This is a genomic window from Nitrosospira sp. NpAV, assembly GCF_000832065.1.
Taxonomy (GTDB): domain Bacteria; phylum Pseudomonadota; class Gammaproteobacteria; order Burkholderiales; family Nitrosomonadaceae; genus Nitrosospira.
Genome location: NZ_JXQM01000006.1, coordinates 107680 through 125782, shown reverse-complemented (window position 1 = coordinate 125782; position 18103 = coordinate 107680). Strand labels below are relative to the sequence as shown.

Annotated in this window: 19 protein-coding genes; 7 read left to right on the top strand and 12 right to left on the bottom strand. The window is 52.6% G+C overall.

Going from position 1 to position 18103, the window contains the following annotated elements; translation table 11 throughout:
- Positions 1-386, bottom strand: a 386-nt coding sequence (locus SQ11_RS04915; RefSeq protein ID WP_041513039.1) for an iron-containing redox enzyme family protein, incomplete at its 3' end; no start/stop codon positions are given.
- A 204-nt stretch (positions 387-590) separates the two neighbouring features.
- Between SQ11_RS04915 and SQ11_RS04910 the strand changes: the two genes are divergently transcribed.
- Complete coding sequence (locus tag SQ11_RS04910) at positions 591-1013, top strand: YqaA family protein (protein WP_041513038.1); 423 nt, start codon at positions 591-593, stop codon at positions 1011-1013.
- A gap of 98 nt (positions 1014-1111) precedes the next feature.
- On the opposite strand, the gene grxD is transcribed toward SQ11_RS04910, so the two are convergent.
- From grxD to hemA, 4 genes are all read right to left on the bottom strand, one after another.
- Entirely contained in the window at positions 1112-1420 is a 309-nt protein-coding gene (gene grxD, locus SQ11_RS04905) for a Grx4 family monothiol glutaredoxin (protein ID WP_041513037.1), read from the bottom strand.
- Between the two features lie 96 nt (positions 1421-1516).
- Positions 1517-2377 carry a peptide chain release factor N(5)-glutamine methyltransferase gene (gene prmC, locus SQ11_RS04900; RefSeq protein ID WP_041513036.1) on the bottom strand — a complete coding sequence of 287 codons (861 nt, stop codon included), beginning with the start codon at positions 2375-2377 and terminating at the stop codon, positions 1517-1519.
- Positions 2378-2430: 53 nt separating this feature from the next.
- Positions 2431-3507, bottom strand: coding sequence for a peptide chain release factor 1 (gene prfA / locus SQ11_RS04895; protein ID WP_041513035.1), 1077 nt, complete (start codon positions 3505-3507; stop codon positions 2431-2433).
- Complete coding sequence (hemA, locus tag SQ11_RS04890) at positions 3504-4757, bottom strand: glutamyl-tRNA reductase (protein ID WP_041513034.1); 1254 nt, start codon at positions 4755-4757, stop codon at positions 3504-3506. The genes prfA and hemA overlap by 4 nt, the downstream gene beginning before the upstream one ends.
- Before the next feature lie 477 nt (positions 4758-5234).
- Here hemA and epsA point away from each other — a divergent pair, with 477 nt between their 5' ends.
- A complete protein-coding gene (gene epsA / locus SQ11_RS04885) occupies positions 5235-6026 on the top strand; it encodes an XrtB/PEP-CTERM-associated transcriptional regulator EpsA (protein ID WP_041513053.1) in 792 nt (263 codons plus the stop codon).
- A 302-nt stretch (positions 6027-6328) separates the two neighbouring features.
- Here epsA and SQ11_RS04880 read toward each other — a convergent pair whose 3' ends face one another.
- On the bottom strand, positions 6329-6946 hold the full coding sequence (locus tag SQ11_RS04880) for a PEP-CTERM sorting domain-containing protein (protein ID WP_041513052.1): 618 nt from the start codon (positions 6944-6946) through the stop codon (positions 6329-6331).
- A gap of 588 nt (positions 6947-7534) precedes the next feature.
- Between SQ11_RS04880 and SQ11_RS04875 the strand changes: the two genes are divergently transcribed.
- Entirely contained in the window at positions 7535-8605 is a 1071-nt protein-coding gene (locus tag SQ11_RS04875) for an acyltransferase (protein ID WP_084226734.1), read from the top strand.
- A 39-nt stretch (positions 8606-8644) separates the two neighbouring features.
- Here the strand turns inward: SQ11_RS04875 and SQ11_RS04870 are convergent, their stop codons facing one another.
- A complete protein-coding gene (locus SQ11_RS04870) occupies positions 8645-9385 on the bottom strand; it encodes a pteridine reductase (RefSeq protein ID WP_041513032.1) in 741 nt (246 codons plus the stop codon).
- 92 nt (positions 9386-9477) lie between these two features.
- On the opposite strand from SQ11_RS04870, the gene SQ11_RS04865 reads away from it, so the two are divergent.
- Positions 9478-10686, top strand: a complete 1209-nt coding sequence (locus SQ11_RS04865) for a class I SAM-dependent methyltransferase (RefSeq protein WP_041513031.1) — start codon at positions 9478-9480, stop codon at positions 10684-10686.
- Positions 10687-10834: 148 nt separating this feature from the next.
- Positions 10835-11278, top strand: coding sequence for a CBS domain-containing protein (locus SQ11_RS04860; RefSeq protein WP_041513030.1), 444 nt, complete (start codon positions 10835-10837; stop codon positions 11276-11278).
- Between the two features lie 49 nt (positions 11279-11327).
- Here the strand turns inward: SQ11_RS04860 and SQ11_RS04855 are convergent, their stop codons facing one another.
- Positions 11328-11894, bottom strand: a complete 567-nt coding sequence (locus SQ11_RS04855; RefSeq protein ID WP_232297902.1) for a TMEM165/GDT1 family protein — start codon at positions 11892-11894, stop codon at positions 11328-11330.
- Positions 11895-12167: 273 nt separating this feature from the next.
- Between SQ11_RS04855 and SQ11_RS04850 the strand changes: the two genes are divergently transcribed.
- Both SQ11_RS04850 and coq7 read left to right on the top strand, forming a co-directional pair.
- A complete protein-coding gene (locus SQ11_RS04850; protein ID WP_041513029.1) occupies positions 12168-13541 on the top strand; it encodes a (Fe-S)-binding protein in 1374 nt (457 codons plus the stop codon).
- 20 nt (positions 13542-13561) lie between these two features.
- Positions 13562-14188 carry a 2-polyprenyl-3-methyl-6-methoxy-1,4-benzoquinone monooxygenase gene (gene coq7, locus SQ11_RS04845; RefSeq protein ID WP_041513028.1) on the top strand — a complete coding sequence of 209 codons (627 nt, stop codon included), beginning with the start codon at positions 13562-13564 and terminating at the stop codon, positions 14186-14188.
- 8 nt (positions 14189-14196) lie between these two features.
- On the opposite strand, the gene SQ11_RS04840 is transcribed toward coq7, so the two are convergent.
- The 4 genes from SQ11_RS04840 to SQ11_RS04825 all read right to left on the bottom strand — a co-directional run bounded on the left by SQ11_RS04840 (position 14197) and on the right by SQ11_RS04825 (position 18074).
- A complete protein-coding gene (locus tag SQ11_RS04840) occupies positions 14197-14613 on the bottom strand; it encodes an OsmC family protein (RefSeq protein ID WP_041513027.1) in 417 nt (138 codons plus the stop codon).
- A gap of 122 nt (positions 14614-14735) precedes the next feature.
- Positions 14736-15371 carry a YdcF family protein gene (locus SQ11_RS04835; RefSeq protein WP_232297900.1) on the bottom strand — a complete coding sequence of 212 codons (636 nt, stop codon included), beginning with the start codon at positions 15369-15371 and terminating at the stop codon, positions 14736-14738.
- Between the two features lie 279 nt (positions 15372-15650).
- Complete coding sequence (locus SQ11_RS04830; protein WP_041513025.1) at positions 15651-15962, bottom strand: c-type cytochrome; 312 nt, start codon at positions 15960-15962, stop codon at positions 15651-15653.
- A gap of 21 nt (positions 15963-15983) precedes the next feature.
- A complete protein-coding gene (locus tag SQ11_RS04825) occupies positions 15984-18074 on the bottom strand; it encodes a thioredoxin domain-containing protein (protein ID WP_041513024.1) in 2091 nt (696 codons plus the stop codon).
- Positions 18075-18103: the final 29 nt, after the last annotated feature.

Below are 18103 nucleotides of genomic sequence, written 5' to 3'. Positions count from 1 at the left end.
GTCGACACCAGCCTTTCCGTACTTGGCAAGGCCGCCGCATTGGCCAAACTCTTGTCGCTTGATCCCAACGCCAGCGCAAAAGTTTTCCACAAGGCGGGATGGTTCTTTTCGCCGTGTTCTTCACTGATCAGGTTCTTCAATACTTCCTGACGCACGCTGATGTCGCCGCTATTGGTTTCGGTGTGAAGATGCGGCGTATTGAAATGCACCGCGCTCAAATAGGTTGGCTCGGCCAGCACATTATGAAAATACTGTTCCGCGTAGTGGCGTAGCTGCTCTTTGGACAGCTTGCCCTCGGTCCACGCCACATAAAAGGGATGCTTGAGCAGGTGCCGCGCATCGATGATCGAGTCTATCCTTTGCTTGAGAAATACATTGGTTGTCATGGTTTTCCTCTTTTAACAGAGATGGGTAATCGGGCAGCATATCATCGCGAAATAATATCGTTAAGTCAAATTTTGGTGAGTAAATTGCAGCCGCCATAAACCGGCGGCCGTAGCTGTGCCCGTGAAGCTATTCCTTACCGGCATCCACCTGCGGCGTATTAACGGCTACACTGCTGCTTTATCCGTTTTTTTTATATTTTAATTATGGATGAGCAATCCAGCCTGCTGGCGCTATTCACTAGCAGCTTTCTTGCTGCGACGTTGCTCCCCGGTGGCTCGGAAGCCGTGTTATTCGGCGTTTTAACCGCTTATCCCGAGCTTTACTGGTCCGCTTTGGGAGTGGCCTCGGTAGGTAATACCCTGGGCGGCATGAGTTCGTACGCTATCGGGCTTCTCTTACCTGACGAGCAAGCGTTTCGGAAAAAATCCGGGGGTAATATGCACGGGCTGACGTGGGTACGTAATTATGGGAGCCCGGTACTGTTGCTGGCGTGGGTGCCTATCATCGGCGACCTGCTGTGTGTCGCCGCGGGGTGGCTCCGAATCAACTGGATATTCGCAATACTGTTCATGGCTGCTGGAAAATTTGCACGTTACTGGGCACTCGCGGCAGCTATCAGTCCATAGTTCAATTATCCTGCCCGCCCAATAAAGAAGCCGGCTGCCACTCCTTGTTTGCCGGCTTATCGATCTTTCAATTCTCGCGGAGCCTCATACTATCCCCCTCATTTTTTTAGCAACTTCTGTAGCTCACCGCTCTGATACATTTCTGTCACGATGTCGGAACCGCCGACAAATTCGCCATTGATATAAAGCTGCGGAATGGTCGGCCAGCTTGAGTATTCTTTGATACCCTGCCGGATTTCCGGTTCGGCAAGCACATCCACCGCGAAAAGGTTATCCACCCCGCATGCGTTGAGAACTTTCACCGCATGGGCGGAGAAACCGCATTGAGGTGCTTGCGGAGTGCCTTTCATATAGAGCACCACGGGATGAGTGGTCACTTGTTGTTTGATGGTTTCTTGCGTATTCATGTTTGGCTCCTCGTCAATTTAGTCAATCTGAAATCAGATTATGGGAATTGAAAACTGTTTCAAGAGATAGGGTTCACTCGTCTCGTTATCCCAGAATCACATTCTAGCAGTTTCTCGCGGGAAACTTCCAAACCGTCCGCCACTGACCCGCGGTATGCCCGCCAGATCGCAACGGGAAATCACCTTGCGAAAACCCGCTTTACCTAACAAATCTCTACATGCTTCCACCTGATCATAGCCATGCTCGAACAACAGCGTCCCACCCGCAATCAGATAACAGGGAGCGGCGGCAATGATGAGGCGAATGCAATCAAGGCCGTCGCTGCCCGCCCCCTCCGTAAGTGCCATGCGGGGCTCAAAACGCAAATCGCCTTGGGCGAGATGGGGGTCGCCGCGGGCAACATAGGGAGGATTGGAAACAATGATATCGAATCTTTCCCCAAGAAGCCCCTCGAACCAGTCTGCCTCGATAATATGTACATTATTCACATTCAACCGCCCGGCATTTATTCTGGCGACAGCCGCGGCATCGGCGGAGCAATCCACCGCCACGATATCAGCCAGCGGACGATGCCTGGCCAGGGTCAGTGCGATGGCGCCACTTCCGGTTCCCAGGTCCAGGATTCTGCAGGGATGGCCCGGAGGAATTTGCTCCAGCGCCAAATCCACCAGTAACTCGGTTTCAGGCCGGGGAATGAGTACGGCTGGTGTGATCTTGAAATCCAAGCCGTAAAACTCACGGTGGCCTATAAGATAGGCGATCGGTTCGCCGCGAACGCGTCTTATTGTCAACAAGCGGAAGGATTGCGCCTGTTCCGGGGTAAGTTGGTGTTCGGAGTGGGCAATAAGATAAGCATGGCTGACATTGAGCACACTTTGCAATAACATGCGTGCATCGGTATCTTCAATGTCTTGGCGCGCTTGGTTGAGCGCCTGCAGTATAGTAAGGTGCAGCATCACGGGATTCAACCGGATAATCGCGCAAAAGTGGGAATTAATAAAGAGACCGCTTACTCTCCCATCGCCGCCAATTGCTCCGCCTGATGCTCGGACATCAGCGCGGAACATAGTTCACTCAAGTCGCCATCCATGATCTGTTCTATCTTATAAAGCGTAAGATTGATGCGGTGATCGGTTATTCGGCCCTGAGGAAAGTTATAGGTACGAATGCGTCCCGAGCGGTCTCCGCTGCCGATTAAAGATTTACGGGTAGCTGCCTGTTTACTTTGCTGTTCTTGCGTTTGCTTATCGCGGATGCGCGCGGCCAGAACGCTCATTGCCTGCGCTTTGTTTTTGTGCTGGGAACGGCCATCCTGGCACTCGACCACGATACCGGTCGGCAAGTGAGTGATGCGCACCGCGGAATCGGTCTTGTTGATATGTTGTCCGCCCGCGCCGGAAGCGCGAAAGGTATCAATTCTTAACTCGGCCGGGTTCAGCACGACATCCATGATCTCGTCCGCCTCGGGCATTACCGCAACGGTACAGGCGGAGGTGTGAATGCGCCCCTGCGTCTCGGTAGCGGGTACACGCTGCACACGATGACCGCCCGATTCAAACTTGAGTTTGGAGTAGGCGCCGTTACCAATGATCTTGGCGATGATTTCCTTGTAACCGCCCGCTTCGGATGGACTCTGGGAAATAACTTCCACTTGCCAGCGTTGACGTTCTGCGAAGCGCACATACATGCGAAACAAATCGCCCGCAAATAATGCGGATTCGTCCCCACCTGTTCCGGCACGGATTTCCAGAAAAATATTGCGTTCGTCGTTGGGGTCTTTGGGCAGCAACTGCTTCTGCAGTTCCGCTCCGATCTGTGTGAGCCTTTCTTTGCCATCACGTATCTCGGCATCGGCAAAGTCGCGCATCTCGGCATCGCCGCACATTTCCTGAGCGGTATGGATATCACGCTCACTCTGGAGATAAGCATCATAAAGCTCCACCACCGGTGCGATCTCAGCGCGCTCACGTGTGAGCTTGCGATAATTATCGAGATTAGCGGTGATGGTTTCGCTACTCAACAGGCGATTCAATTCCTCCAAGCGCACGCTGAGCTGCGTGAGCTTGGTAGCGATACTTTTATTCATTCTGGACGATGGAGGTGGTACAGGCGATTGATCAGATCGACGAGATCGTCACGTTCTTCCGCTGCGGCGTGGTTGAGCGCGTAGGAGGGGATGTGCAGAAATTTGTTGGTCAGACCGTTACTCAGGGACTCCATGATTTTCTGCGGGTCTTCGCCCTTGGCCAGAAGCTTTCTCGCACGCTCCAGCTCATGGCGCCGGTATCGTTCGGCCTGATCGCGCAATGCACGTATGGTTGGAACCAGTTCACGTGATTCCAGCCAATGCATGAAATTGATCACATTCGAGTCGATAATCGCTTCCGCCTGGGCGACAGCGCCTTGGCGCGAATCCAATCCCTCTCTGACAATATCGGCAAGATCGTCCACAGAGTAGAGAAACACATCATCCAGTTCCGCTACCTCCGGTTCCACATCCCTTGGCACAGCCAGATCGACCATGAAAATCGGGCGATGCTTGCGCGCTTTGATCGCACGCTCCACCATGCCTTTGCCCAGTATCGGCAGTGTGCTTGCCGTACAGGTCACCACAATGTCGTGCAATGCCAATTGTTCGGGCAGCTCATTCAGAGTAATGGCCTGCGCATTGAAACGATGAGCCAGCACCTGTGCGCGCTCATTGGTGCGGTTGGCGACGGTAATACGCTTTGGATGGCGTGCGGCGAAATGACTTGCGCATAACTCGATCATTTCTCCCGCTCCGATAAACAATACGCGCTGCTCACCGATTTCGCCAAAAATCCGCTCTGCCAGCCGCGTGGCAGCCGCAGCCATGGAAACAGAATTCGCACCGATCTCGGTAGAACTTCGAACTTCCTTGGCAACGAAGAAAGTGCGCTGAAACAACTTGTGCAACAGCATTCCAAGCGTGCCGGCGTGCTCCGCGGATTTTACCGCACTCTTCAATTGACCGAGTATCTGCGGCTCACCCAGCACCATGGAATCCAGCCCGCTGGCCACCCGGAAGGCATGCTTAACCGCTTTCTCGCGAGGCAGCTTATAGAGATACGGGTCCAGTTCCCGAGCCTGCAAGTGGTGGAAATCCGCCAGCCAGTGCGTTGCCTCTTCTGGCTTCTCGGTACTGCAATAAATTTCGGTGCGATTGCAGGTTGAAACGATCGCGGCCTCTCTTACCGGGCGGTGGCCCACAAAATCGTGCAACGCGCGCTCCATCGCATCTTCCGGAAACGAAACCTGTTCGCGGACGTCCAGCGGCGCGGTCTGATGATTAATGCCGAAGGCAAATAGCTGCATGGAAGACAATGTAAGCAACCAGGAAGAATCTGAAAATTTGCTGATTATAGTATTACAAGCGTTTGAATACCATCAATTAGAAGCGTTTTTGCATAGAAGAGTTTCAGGTTTACAGAAAAATACGAGGCGCGTCTAGGAATAATGCCCCTGGTTTCGCTGTGCGCAACTATCCTCTCCACTAGTGATCGCTTCAAGATCTGCAATACTTTCTCATGAGGGTCATTTGTTGTTGTCGCAATTGTTTACACGTTTCCCAACCCCCCCTAACAACTCGTATTAAGTTGATGATTATAAATAGTATTGATTGCTGGAACGGAACTTGCTTCAACAAAAAAGCGGTTAAGCGAAGTACGGCTCGTTAAATCTTCGCCAAACCCAAGCGTGAAAGGCTAACGCATACAATAAGTCGTAATGCAACGGTGTCGATAGCAAGAGAGGTCCAAAGTCCTGTGCCGTGACTAAAGCATGGTCTATAAAATGAATCAACTTTCTACGTTATCTGCCGAACATCTCGACCGTTACTACCGGATCATTACGGAGGCAATAGGTATACGTCGACACAACGAATTGCTGGCATGGTTGCAGGGAGAACTGCAACATTATTTGCCGCACGAGATTTTGATTGCCGCGTGGGGTGATTTCACCGCAAATCTGATTTGTTATGACATTGTTTCAGCATTGCCGGGAGTCAGAACTGAGTCCTCCAACCCGCAAACACTCTCGCCGTTGCTGAAGGGATTGTTTAATCGCTGGGTTCAACTGGGAAAATTACCGTATACGTTAGGTGTCGGCGAGTCCGGTTTCCTGCTGGAAAAGGAGGGGCCTCAGTGTTCACTGGCCAAAGCATTGCAAGACATGCGAACCTCGCTGGTGCATGGTCTGACTGACGAACGGTCAAACCAGACCTGTCTTTATGTGATTTTTAGTTCAGAAAGAAAGCTCCATGAATCGCTCGACGCAATGCAACTTCTGCTCCCTTATCTTGACACGGCGTTATGCCAGGTTACGCCTCTTGTCCCTCCCGAGTCCGATGCGCGTGTGTTGACAGAGCAGCCGAAGGACGGAGAACGCGGGGGATTAAGCAGGCGGGAAATAGAGATCATGAATTGGGTAAGGATAGGCAAAACCAATCTTGAAATCGCCAGCATTCTCGGCATAAGCGTATTTACGGTAAAAAATCACTTGCAGCACATCTTCAAATCACTGGGTGTTAATACCCGAATGGAGGCTGTTTCAAAGGTTGCACACAGCCAGGTAGGATCGAAATGAATCTTGCCTGACGAACAATTACCTTGGCGCTTCTTTTACCCATCAGAAGTATCCAATTGCTTCCCCGCTAAACCGGATGATATATAAAACAGGCGGAATGAAACGCGGCATCGGATTCATCAAGCCCGTGCTGCTCAGCCTAAATCCCGATTATGGCTAGATAGCGGTCCAAAGGACATTGGCGCTCGGCAACATCACTACGACCCGCATAGTCCGCCGGCAGCTCAATCTTACTCCTTCGATTTTAGTAAGGGCGATCCCCGCCACTGGGTGGCGGGGATCGCTGAAACATGTCAATCGAGTTATGTGTTTTCCCTGTTGCTTCTGCGTTTAACCATGCCTCCCATCAAACCGAGCCCTGCCAGAAGCATCGCATAAGTTTCTGGTTCAGGAACCGACGGAATCTGTGTCACAGTGAAGGTGGCAGTATTTCCTGCGCCAGGGTCGAATAGGTTCAATGAAAAAGTCGCGGTGGTTGTGCCTTGATCCGCCAGGTCTCCGGTAAAATTAAGATTACGTGGACCGCTTGAGGGAGGCGAATCGAGCGTGAAGCCCGTAAGCGTTGAATTATTAAAGTTCGTAAACACGGCACCCTGACCGCCGGTTGCCGGTTCGGTGATACTGAAATGAAAATCGGTCCAAGACTGGCCCGTGTTATTGGTAATTGCCTCGGTCAGGAGGTAGGGATTGCCTGGACCCTCAGCGTGAGCGACCGTGAAAGTCAAGACGATCGGGTCAAGGCTGTCAAATGTTTTGGAAAGATTCAATACGTTGGGATCCGTGGTGCTCAAGTCAATTCCAAACGTTCCCAGGCCTGCCCCGCTAGCCGTTACACCGGTAATAACGCCTGCAGCGGATGCGGTGGAAACAGAGCCCCCGAAGGCTAAAGCGACTATGAGAAGTTTTAATCGTATATTCATTTTTTTGTCTCCATGGATGATATGCATTTTGAATTATCGGTATACTCGGTATACTGAGCAATGCTTCCTTTGAGCGCTCGCTGGAAATGCCTCCTTAATACCGATTAATTCATCATCCCCCCAAAAAAACAAATTTGTAATAGCTCTATAGGCTATAGCACTATTGCGCTATACCAAGGCTGCTCACAATAACGTTACGTGAAATTGTCCGATTGCGCTCAATCCGGGTGCCGATGGGAGGTTAAAAGCATCATTTCTCGCTTATGGTGGCCCCGCGTTCCCTCGCATCTTCCGGATACCGTCTGCTCGCCTATTAATCAACCCGATAGAATTTATGTTTTACGGGCTGCGAAATTCCAATAAAATAACCATACTCGATAAGCGGACTCACGCTGTCGGAGGAAAATCAATCCGGCTGGAAATCTGCGCCCAATACCGTGCCCCAATCCTATTTCTCTTTTCTCGCCCATGCAGCGCGATGGATCGATGAGACGAGGTCTCTGTTCCGCAAATCTCCTTCTGTCTGCCTCGAAGTCTCTCTGAGTAAACCTACGCAACATGCATGCTGATATAACAAGAATACCCCTTGTGGATGCCCTTAAAGCCATCGCCTGCTTATTGATTGTGTTGCACCATCTGGCGGCCTATGGCCCCATGTCGCAGATCGCGTATCCGCTGTTTCCTGGTTTGATCGACGGGCTTTACGAGTATGGAAGAATGGCGGTGCAGGTTTTTTTTGTCGTTGCAGGCTTTTTGTTTGCCGGAAAACATGCGCCAGGCGGGGTACTACTCGTGGCCCAGCCTATTCAAGCCATCAAACAACGCTATTTCAGACTGGTCGTGCCGTATCTCGCTGCTCTGATCCTGGCGATCGGATGCGCGGCCGTTGCAAGAAGCTGGATGTCCCACGATTCCATCCCCGGCGCGGCTGAACCCCTCCAGTTTCTGGCCCATGCATTCTTGATGCATGATTTGCTCGATCAGGAGGCGCTGTCGGCAGGAGTCTGGTACGTGGCGATTGATTTCCAATTGTTCGCCGTTACCGTGTTTCTGCTCTGGCTATCAAGACAGATCCAATGCGGATACCCGAACCTGAAAGCAGCTGGCCTGGTTTTAATTACCGGCTTAACTTTGGCCTCACTATTTGTATTTAATCGGGATACTTCCCTGGACGAAACCGCTTTCTATTTCTTCGGGTCATTTGGCCTCGGAATTCTTATTTATTGGGCTTCAGGCCGACAACAATCTCTCTGGCTTCTCCTTCTGCTGGTTCTGACGATCGTAGCGGCCTTGCTGATAGACTTCCGCTCACGGATAGCGGTTGCAGGGATTGTAATGCTGATTCTGGGCCTAGCCAGGCAATATCGCTTCATACGGGAAAATTTGCCTTTGCCGAATTTTCTAAACACTCTCGGACGTATTTCCTACTCGGTATTTCTGGTCCACTTTCCTCTGTGCCTGATTGTCAATGCAACATTTTTCCGCTTTTTCCCGAATCAACCTATCACGAATGCATTCGGGATGATTCTGGCTTTATGCATTAGCATTCTGGGCGGCGCTCTATTTTTCCGGTGGGTGGAGAGCGGCTGGAATAGGCCCGCTTATTTCTGGAGGAGAAACAAGAATACGGTTGTTTCCTGGCCGAAGGGCCCGCGTTAAACCGGACTCAATGTCTTCTTCCCCCTGGCTTCGGGGCTCCTATAAATTCACGCTACGTCCGCCATCCACCGCAATAATCTGGCCAGTAATATAAGGCGCATCACCAATCAGGAAAACCACAGTTCTGGCAATGTCATCCGGCTCACCCGTCCGTTTCAGGAGGGTTCTCTCGACAATATGCTGGCGCGCTGCTTCTTCCTTCCACTCACCATTTTCCGGCCATAGAATGGGGCCGGGAGAAATGCCGTTTACACGGATTTCCGGTCCCAACTCCTGGGCCAGCGATCGCGTGAGTGCCGCCAGGCCGCCTTTGGCGGAGTTGTATACCACATATCTTTTCAACGGCCACTCCGCATGGATATCAACGATATTGACGATGCAGCCATGCTGTTTCCTGAGGTGCGGGGCCGCCGCCTGGGATAGAAACAGCGGGGCCTTCAGGTTGCTGCCGATAAGGTCATCCCACATTTTTTCCGTGATTTCCCCCAATGGGGTGGGAAAAAAACTAGAGGCATTATTGACCAGGGCATCAAGTTTTCCGAAATGATTCACGGCTTCGTCAACCAGGCCGGAAAGTCTTGCGGTGTCGAGCAGATCGGCTTGTACCAGTGCCACCGAGCGGGGACGGATTTGATTCAGTTCAGTCTGTAATGCCTGTGCTTCCCCCGCTGATCCCCGGTAATGCACGATCAGACTCGCACCCTGCGCGTGCAGCTTGCGACAGGTCGCGGCACCCACTCGTTTGGCTCCGCCGGTGATGAGTATCACTTTCCCTTGCATCGGTATCTCCTCTACACTTGCACGACGTTTTTTAGATTCAGGAACCTTTGAATAAATCCATAAAGGACTTTTCTTAGCGTAGCATAGCGCCAATGCAGCCACTACCGCCACTCCCTGTTCCGAGCGAAGCCGCCCTTCAGCACAGCTGCGCCGTAAAGGAACTCATTGATATTGAACTCGCCGCCGCGGGCGGGTGGATTTCATTCGCACATTATATGGCGTTGGCATTATATGCGCCAGGGTTGGGTTATTACAGCGGCGGTGCAGCAAAATTTGGCCAGGAGGGAGATTTCGTCACCGCACCGGAAATTTCACCGCTGTTTGGCAGGGCGGTGGCGCGGCAGGCGGCGCAAGTGCTCGAGCTCACGGACGGCGATGGCGCAATCCTGGAGTTCGGTGCTGGCACGGGTAAACTGGCACTCGATTTGCTGCTTGAACTAGAAAGACTTGGCAGCTTGCCGAGTCAGTATTTCATTCTCGAGGTCAGTGCCGAGCTGCAACAGCGGCAACGTCAATTGTTTGAACGGCACGCGCCGCATCTGTTGTTGCTGCTTGTCTGGTTGGAACGTTTGCCCGTGAAATTTAGGGGGTTGATACTGGCCAATGAGGTACTTGATGCGATGCCAGTGCATCTGGTGGCATGGCACCATGCTGGTCTGTTCGAGCGTGGTGTGACGAGTTCATCAAGAGATGATGAGTTCAGCTGGAATGAACGCCCGCTCAAGGAAGGAGATCTTTTCGAGGCCGCGCGCGAATTAACGCCCCGGATCGAGTCCGGCACTGGCGATATCAGCGACGATGTGAGTCAATACGTCAGCGAAATCAATCTTGCGGCACGGGGTTTTATGGTCAGTCTCGCAAAAATTCTACAGCAAGGTGCCATAGTGCTGATCGACTATGGTTTCGGACGCGGCGAGTATTACCATCCCCAGCGCAGCCATGGAACACTGATGTGCCATTATCGTCATCATGCGCACGACAATCCATTTTATCTGCCGGGCTTGCAGGACATTACCAGTCATGTGGACTTTAGCGCCATTGCCGAAGCCGCGACAAACGCCGGATTGGAGTTGCTGGGTTACACCACCCAGGCGTATTTCCTTATCAACTGCGGGATCACCGAAAGTTTGGCGCGAACACCAGCGGAGAATGTAAAAGAGTATTTGCCGTTGGCAAATCAGCTGCAAAAGCTAGTGAGCCCCGCGGAAATGGGCGAGTTGTTCAAGGCCATCGCTTTCGGCAAGAATATTTCTCAACCACTTATCGGATTCACCGGTGGTGATAAAAGCCGCCTGCTGTAAAATGCAGCAAGTTTCGTGACGACACGAAGAATGCTTCTACAGGATCCAGCAGACAAGCTGCCCAAGTCCTATCTTTACCGTGTTATGATTGAATGAGCTTGATCAGCAAGTTTTAGGGTATGTTAAACCGAAGCGTGGGGAATGGCGCATGGCGACTGTAAGGCAATTACTGCAGGGCAAGGGATACGAGGTTGCGAGCGTCGAGCCGGATAAATCGGTGTACGACGCGATGCAATTGATGGCCGCCAAGAACATCGGCGCATTGCTGGTGCTGGAAAATCGAAAATTGGCCGGTATTTTCACGGAAAGAGATTATTCGCGTAAAGCATATCTGCTGGATAAATCCGCGAAAGACATTCGCGTAAAAGAACTGATGACCGCACAGGTGGCGTACGTAAATCCAGACTATACGGCCGAGGATTGCATGGCATTGGTCACGGAGATGCGGGTACGCCATTTGCCGGTGCTTGAAAACAACGAAGTAGTCGGCATTATTTCCATCGGCGATCTGGTCAAGGACGCGATTTCCGGGCAGGAATTCATCATCGACCAGCTCGAACGTTATATCCATGGCATCCGGGGACCGGAATAAGCAAGGGCATGGGCATTGGCAGCGTTTGCGATCTGCCTTTTGCCGGCAATCAATGAGAGGCATCACCAGCCAGCGACCAGATGCCCATCAGCAGGAATGAAGCCGCCGCGAACCATCGCACCCACTTCATATTGATACGATCGGCAAGTGCCTCGCCGATCCAGACGGCGGGCGCGTTGGCGAGCATCATGCCGAGTGTTGTTCCCAGCACTACCGCCGTCAGCGCATCGTAGCGCGCTGCCAGTGCCACCGTCGCAAACTGCGTCTTGTCTCCCATTTCCGCCATGAAGAAAGCCACCACCGTGGTAATGAACACGCCGGCACTGAAAATGCGCGGATTTTCGTCGAGCGTGTCGGGCTTTAATGCCCATAAGCCGAAACCAATGAACGATAGTCCGACTATCCAGTTGAGCGATCGTGGAGAGATCAGGCTTGCCAGCCAGGCGCCGACCGAAGCCGCCAACGCATGATTAAGCAAGGTGGCAACGAAAATACCCGCCATGATGGGATAGGGCCGCCGTAGTTTGGCAGCCAGAACAAACGAAAGAAGCTGAGTCTTGTCGCCGATTTCTGCGAGAGCAACCAATAGGGTGGAGGTGAAAAAGGCTTCCAAGATGTCAATGCGCGGCGGGAAGGATGGGAATTGTAGCGCGATTCCGCTGTCACATATCGTTCTTTGGCCCCAGTGATTCAAATGACCGATACTGTATTGCCTATAATTATCCGAGGGTGAATAGCGGATTCATTCTATAGGTTGAGCTCGTGGTGCTGGCGATATGTCAATACGCTCCTATCCTTTGCTTTTGCATGCTGAGGGGGTAGACTTTTCGAATGTGCTCCAATTCTAATAAAAGGTGGCTTGCGATCGTTCTGTTCAGAGGAAATGATCATGAAACCCTCTGATCTTCCGCCCGATTTTTCTGTCGATACGCTGATCGCCGAAGCCAATCGCTGCGTCGCATGCGGGCTTTGTCTGCCGCATTGTCCCACGTACCGAATAACGCTGTCCGAAGCTGATTCGCCTCGCGGGCGTATCGCTCTGATGAGCGGTGTCGCCAGCAACCGGATTCCGATGAATGCGCGCTTTGTTCAGCACATCGATCGCTGCCTTACCTGCCGCGCTTGCGAGGCGGTTTGCCCGAACCATGTCAGCTACGGGAAACTGGTGGACGGAACCCGCGCTATGATCTCCTCATCATCGCCGGATCTCCTGAGGGAGAAAACGACGATGCAGAAATCACGGTTCCGGCGATGGGTGGAGAATGAAATGCTCGCCAACTCCGGCCGCCTGGACGCATTGCGTCCGCTCCTGCGTTTTTATCAGGGCACAGGCTTGCAGAAGGCCGTTCGTAAATCCGGCATACTTGGAAAAACAAAGTTCGCTGTGTTGGAAGGGCAATTGCCGCCCATCGGCATACCCCGCTCTCTGTCCAGTAAAAGCGGCGTGGCCAATGCGTGGCAAACCGTTTATTCCGCGATCGGGAATCCGCGCGGCGAGGTCGGATTGTTTCTCGGCTGTATCGCGCGGTTGACGGATGTCGTAACGCTCAATTCGACCATATTCGTGCTTAACCATCTGGGTTACACGGTACATGTTCCTTCCGCGCAGACATGTTGCGGCGCCTTGCATCAGCATGGCGGAGACAGACAAGCGGCGATGCAGTTGGCGCGGCGGAATATAAGGGCTTTTGAGGAACTGGGACTGAATCTGCACGCAATCATCAGCACCGCCTCGGGTTGCGGCGCGCAAATGACGGAATATCCTCTCAGTAATGCATCGGAAACGCCGGAACAGTCTATCCTTCAAGCATTGCATGTGGAAGAAGCCGAAAAATTTTCCGCTAAAGTCATGGATATCAGTGCATTTCTGATAAAAGCGGAGGGATGGGACAATATCAAACCCCAGCCGTTGCCGCATAAAATCGCGGTGCATGAACCCTGCAGCCTGCGCAATGTTTTGCGCGGCTCGGCACATCCCTATGCGTTGCTGGCGCGCATTCCGGGCGCAAAGATTGTTCCGCTGGCGGGAAACGATCAGTGTTGCGGTGCGGCTGGGACATATTTTCTGGACCAGCCGGAGATGGCACAGAGGCTGCTGCATGATAAAATGACCACATTGGAGGCAAGCGACGCACGTTACCTTGCCACATCCAACGTTGGCTGCGCCATGCACATTGCCAGCGCATTGCGTGAAGCAGGTTCGCAGATCGAAGTGCTGCATCCGGTAACACTACTGGCGCGGCAGATGGGTATGCCAGCATAATTCAAGTTTAGTGGGACAGTATGCCAAATCTGGATAAATTCATCATCGGTTTCGATCATGCGCTACGTACATTGTTGACGCCGGCACAAACACTGCGTCCGGTTCCCGGAGCTGAATTGCCGGAAGTGGAGCTGAGCGACTCGGAGAAAAACGAATCCACCGCACTGATGCGCGTCAATCATGTCGGCGAAATTTGCGCACAGGCACTTTATCAGGGACAGGCGCTTACCGCGCGTAATGCAGAGGTGCAGCACACCCTGACGCAATCGGCGCTCGAAGAAACCGAGCATCTTGCCTGGACCGAGCGGCGCATCCTGGAGTTGAACGGGCGCAAGAGCCTGCTGAATCCTTTGTGGTATGGCGGGTCACTTGCCATTGGTGCGTTTGCAGGCATGCTGGGCGATAAATGGAATCTGGGTTTTCTCGCGGAAACCGAACGCCAAGTGGAGGTTCATCTAGCGGGACATTTGAAGCGGTTGCCGCATCACGACGGAAAAAGCCGTGCCATTGTCGCGCAGATGCAGGTTGATGAAGCCGGGCACGCGACAGCCGCCATGTCCCACGGCGGCGTGGAATTGCCGATGCCTGTAAAGCTGGCAATGAAGCTGGGATCGAAAGTCATGACAAAGACCGCATATTGGGTCTGACGGAAAGCTCATGCCTCCAGGATTTTGAAGTCGTGGGTTAGTTCAGCCGTTTTTCCCAGCATGATCGAAGCCGAACAGTATTTTTCCGCGGAGAGTTTGATCGCTCGTTCCACTTGATCGGGCTTCAGTTGTTTTCCGGTCAGAATAAAATGGAAATGAATGCGGGTGAATACCTTGGGTTCTTCCGGTGCCCGTTCCGCTTCAATTTCGACCATACAGTTCCTGATGTCCTGACGGCTTTTTTTCAGAATTAGCACAACGTCAAAAGCTGCACAACCGCCGGTTCCCATCAACAACATTTCCATCGGGCGCGGCCCCAGATTTTTGCCACCTGCTTCCGGCGGTCCATCCATCAATATGGTGTGTCCGCTGCCGGATTCACCCAGAAAGCTCATTCCATCCTTCCATTCAACGCGTGCTTTCATATATCCCTTTTCGAAGAATCCAAAACGCTATTTTAATCCTTTCATCTGATTTCCACCTAAGACAGGATAATAGGGCGACCGATGGATGAGATCATTACACTTTGATTTACGGGAGAGAAGCTTCATGCTGGATGAGGAGCAGGCATGAGCCGATACCATAATATGCCAATGATCTCATGGAGGAGCCAATTGCTTTTCTGCAATGCGTCAGCGGTGGGAATGAATGCGAAGACGTCTGTCTTATACCGTGTGGTGTATGCGGTGGCAGCGGGAATGACCTCAAATCCGGCGCGTTCGAATTCCCTGGACGCTCTCGGCATGTGCCAGGCGTGAGTGACTAGCGCGATACGGCTGATCCCGTCCTTTTTGAGCATGGCAAAACTTTTGTAGGCATTTTCACGGGTGTTGCGCGAGTTTTCTTCCACCCACTTGACCGGAACCTGAAATTCCTTTTCCAGCGCTGCCTTCATTTGCGCCGCCTCCGAAGAGTCGCCGCCGAGCGGAGAGCCGCCCGTCGCCAGCATTGGCTTGTTCGTGAGCCGATGTAGCCGCGCGGCATAGCGGATGCGCTCCAGGCCGAGGCGGTTTACGGTGTTACCGCCATATTCCGGTGCGTTAAAATAGGTGCCTGAAGCCAGTATTACGATGGCTTGCACAGTATCGAAGGAGTGGAGTGCGGGCGGCTTTTCCAGTTTTTGCAGTGCAGTTTCAGCGACATATGGGGTGGACAGCAGATAAAGCAGCATCAGTGCGGACATCGCCAGAAACCTGCCCATTTTCGGACAGCGCCCGAGAAGCAGAACCCCTATCATACCTAACAGGATAAGATTTAAGGGGGGAAGCAGAAATGGGCTTATCAGACTAGCCGTGAACCAGTCCATGGCTAATGGGTATATAAGAGTTCAATGTCAGTTTATTAATATGGCATAGATTCACGCAATATTTATATCACCCTTTTCCACTATACGGCTTTGTGATGGAGAAATAAAAAAGCCGGCGCATTGACGCGCCGGCTCTTTTATTAAACAAAATCCGGTTTACTTGAGGGATAGAATAAACGACACCAGGGTTTTGATGTTGGCGTCACTGACATTGGAATTCGGTGGCATCGCAATCGGTCCCCATACGCCCGTGCTGCCCTTCTTCACTTTCTCTTCCAGCTTGGCTTGGGCGCCGGCGTCGTCCTTATACTTGGCTGCGATATCCTTTAATGCGGGGCCAACCAGTTTTTTGTCAACTGTGTGACAGTTCAAGCAACCGCTGGCTTTCGCCAGGTCCGCATTCGCTTGCGCGGTACCTACCATCAGCAGGGCTGATGCCGCAACTACTCCCATCCAGACAGCTTTCATGCTTACTCCTTTATCCGTTAATTATAGAAGAGGACCAATCTTACCTCGAATTTCGCAGACGCGCAGTAATTCCTGCAAGTCGGAGATCTCCGGTAGGCATTTAACGCCTTGGCAAACCCAGGCGTTGACGGCGTTATCCCCTGCCGCCGGTTTATTCAGACCGGGTGGCAGCCCGGGAAGTTCCAATGGTACAGCAAATACGAGGGTATATGGAGAACCGCACCCCAATGCTTTTTTCCATTCCGTCAAAGCAAGCGCCTGGCCACGAAGTATAACAATTTGCGGGGGCGCGAGCGATTGTTCGAGCGTTAACAGCAAACTGCAGCAGGCACTGGCATAGCGGGACAAGGTGGAGTAGAACAACTCCAGGGTATGCTCGGCGGCCTGCAAATAGCGAAATTCCCCGAGCAGATGTCCCAGCCGTTGAAGCGCATAGGCGGCCACGCCATTACCCGAAGGCGTGGCGTTATCAAGACCCGGCTTGGGGCGATGGATCAGTCTTTCATGGTCGTGGCTGGTAAAGAAGAATCCCCCTGCCTGCTTGTCCTCGAATTGCTCCAACAACACATCGGCCAGTGCAATGGCAAAATCCAGATCGACTTGGCGAAACTCCGCCTGCATCAGTTCCAGCAAACCATCCAGCAGGAAGGCATAATCGTCGAGATAAGCGTTAAGATGCGCCTTGCCATCCTTATAGGTTGCCAACAGGCGGTTATCTCTCCATAGCGTGGAACGAATAAAATCCACCGCAAGGATCGCCGATTGAACCCAATCGCCACGTTCGAAGACCCGGCCAGCACGCGCCATTCCCTTGATCATGAGCCCGTTCCAGCTCGTAAGAATTTTCTCATCGCGGCCTGGACGCACGCGTAATTCGCGCTCAATAAGAAGTTTTTTGCGCGCTGATGCAAGCTTTCTCTGTGCTTCCTCATGTTTGATGCCGGCAGCCACAGCAGCTTCCGCCAGTGGCTGGGTGATCTCCAGATTCCAGTGTTTCTGCTCGAAGTTTGGGGCACGCAGGAGTCCATAATAGGGCGCAACCACGGCATGTTCCTCGGGCGACAGAATTTGCGCTATTTGGGCGCGATCCCATACATAGAACTTGCCCTCCTCATTCTCGGAATCGGCATCCAGTGTCGAGTAATAACCGCCCCCGCCTGGCATATCTGCGCCTATGCGCATAGATGGCTGCATTTCCCGCATCACCCATTCCGCTGTTTCCTCCACAACCCGTTTGAATAACGGGTCTTCCGTGGCAAGCCATGCGTCGGTATAGAGCCGCAGCAACGGCCCGTTGTCATAAAGCATTTTTTCGAAATGCGGAATACTCCAGTGCTGATCCGTGCTATAGCGGCAGAATCCCCCACCCAGTTGATCGTAGATGCCACCTTCCGCCATTTTTTTCAGGGTGTATACTGCCATTTGCATAGTCTCAGCATTCCCTGTAGCCACGTAGCGGCGCAAACAGAACTCCAGTTCCGTGGGATGAAGGAATTTCGGCACATCGCCAAAACCGCCATTTACGGAGTCGAATCGGTCCTTTAACTCAGCCAGTGCCTGATCAAGCGGTTGTTCCGAGAATGCCGGGATTGCCGGGCCTGCCGATGGCAGCATATTGGCAAATGATCGCAGCAACGAGGCGCTCTGCCGCTCGATTTCTTCGCTGCGGGCATAGTAAGTTTCGGCAACGCGTGGCAACAGATCGAGGAAACCCGGTAAACCGTGGCGTGGCGCTTTAGGAAAGTACGTGCCGCCAAAAAATGGTTTCTGGTCAGGTGTCAAAAACAGCGTCAGGGGCCAGCCGCCACGACGCTGGGTTAACATATAGAGCGCGGTCTGATAAATCTGGTCAAGGTCAGGGCGTTCTTCGCGATCCACCTTGATATTCACGAAGTGCTGGTTCATCGTCGCGGCAACTTCCGCATCTTCGAAGGATTCGTGGGCCATGACGTGGCACCAGTGACAGGCCGAGTAACCAATGGAAAGCAGTATCGGCTTATTTCCGGTGTGGGCCAGCGTCAGTGCCTCGCTTCCCCAGGGATACCAGTCCACAGGGTTTCCCGCGTGCTGAAGCAGGTATGGACTGGTTTCGCCGGAGAGATGGTTGCTCATGGGTTTCTAGGGCCTGTTAACACACAAGA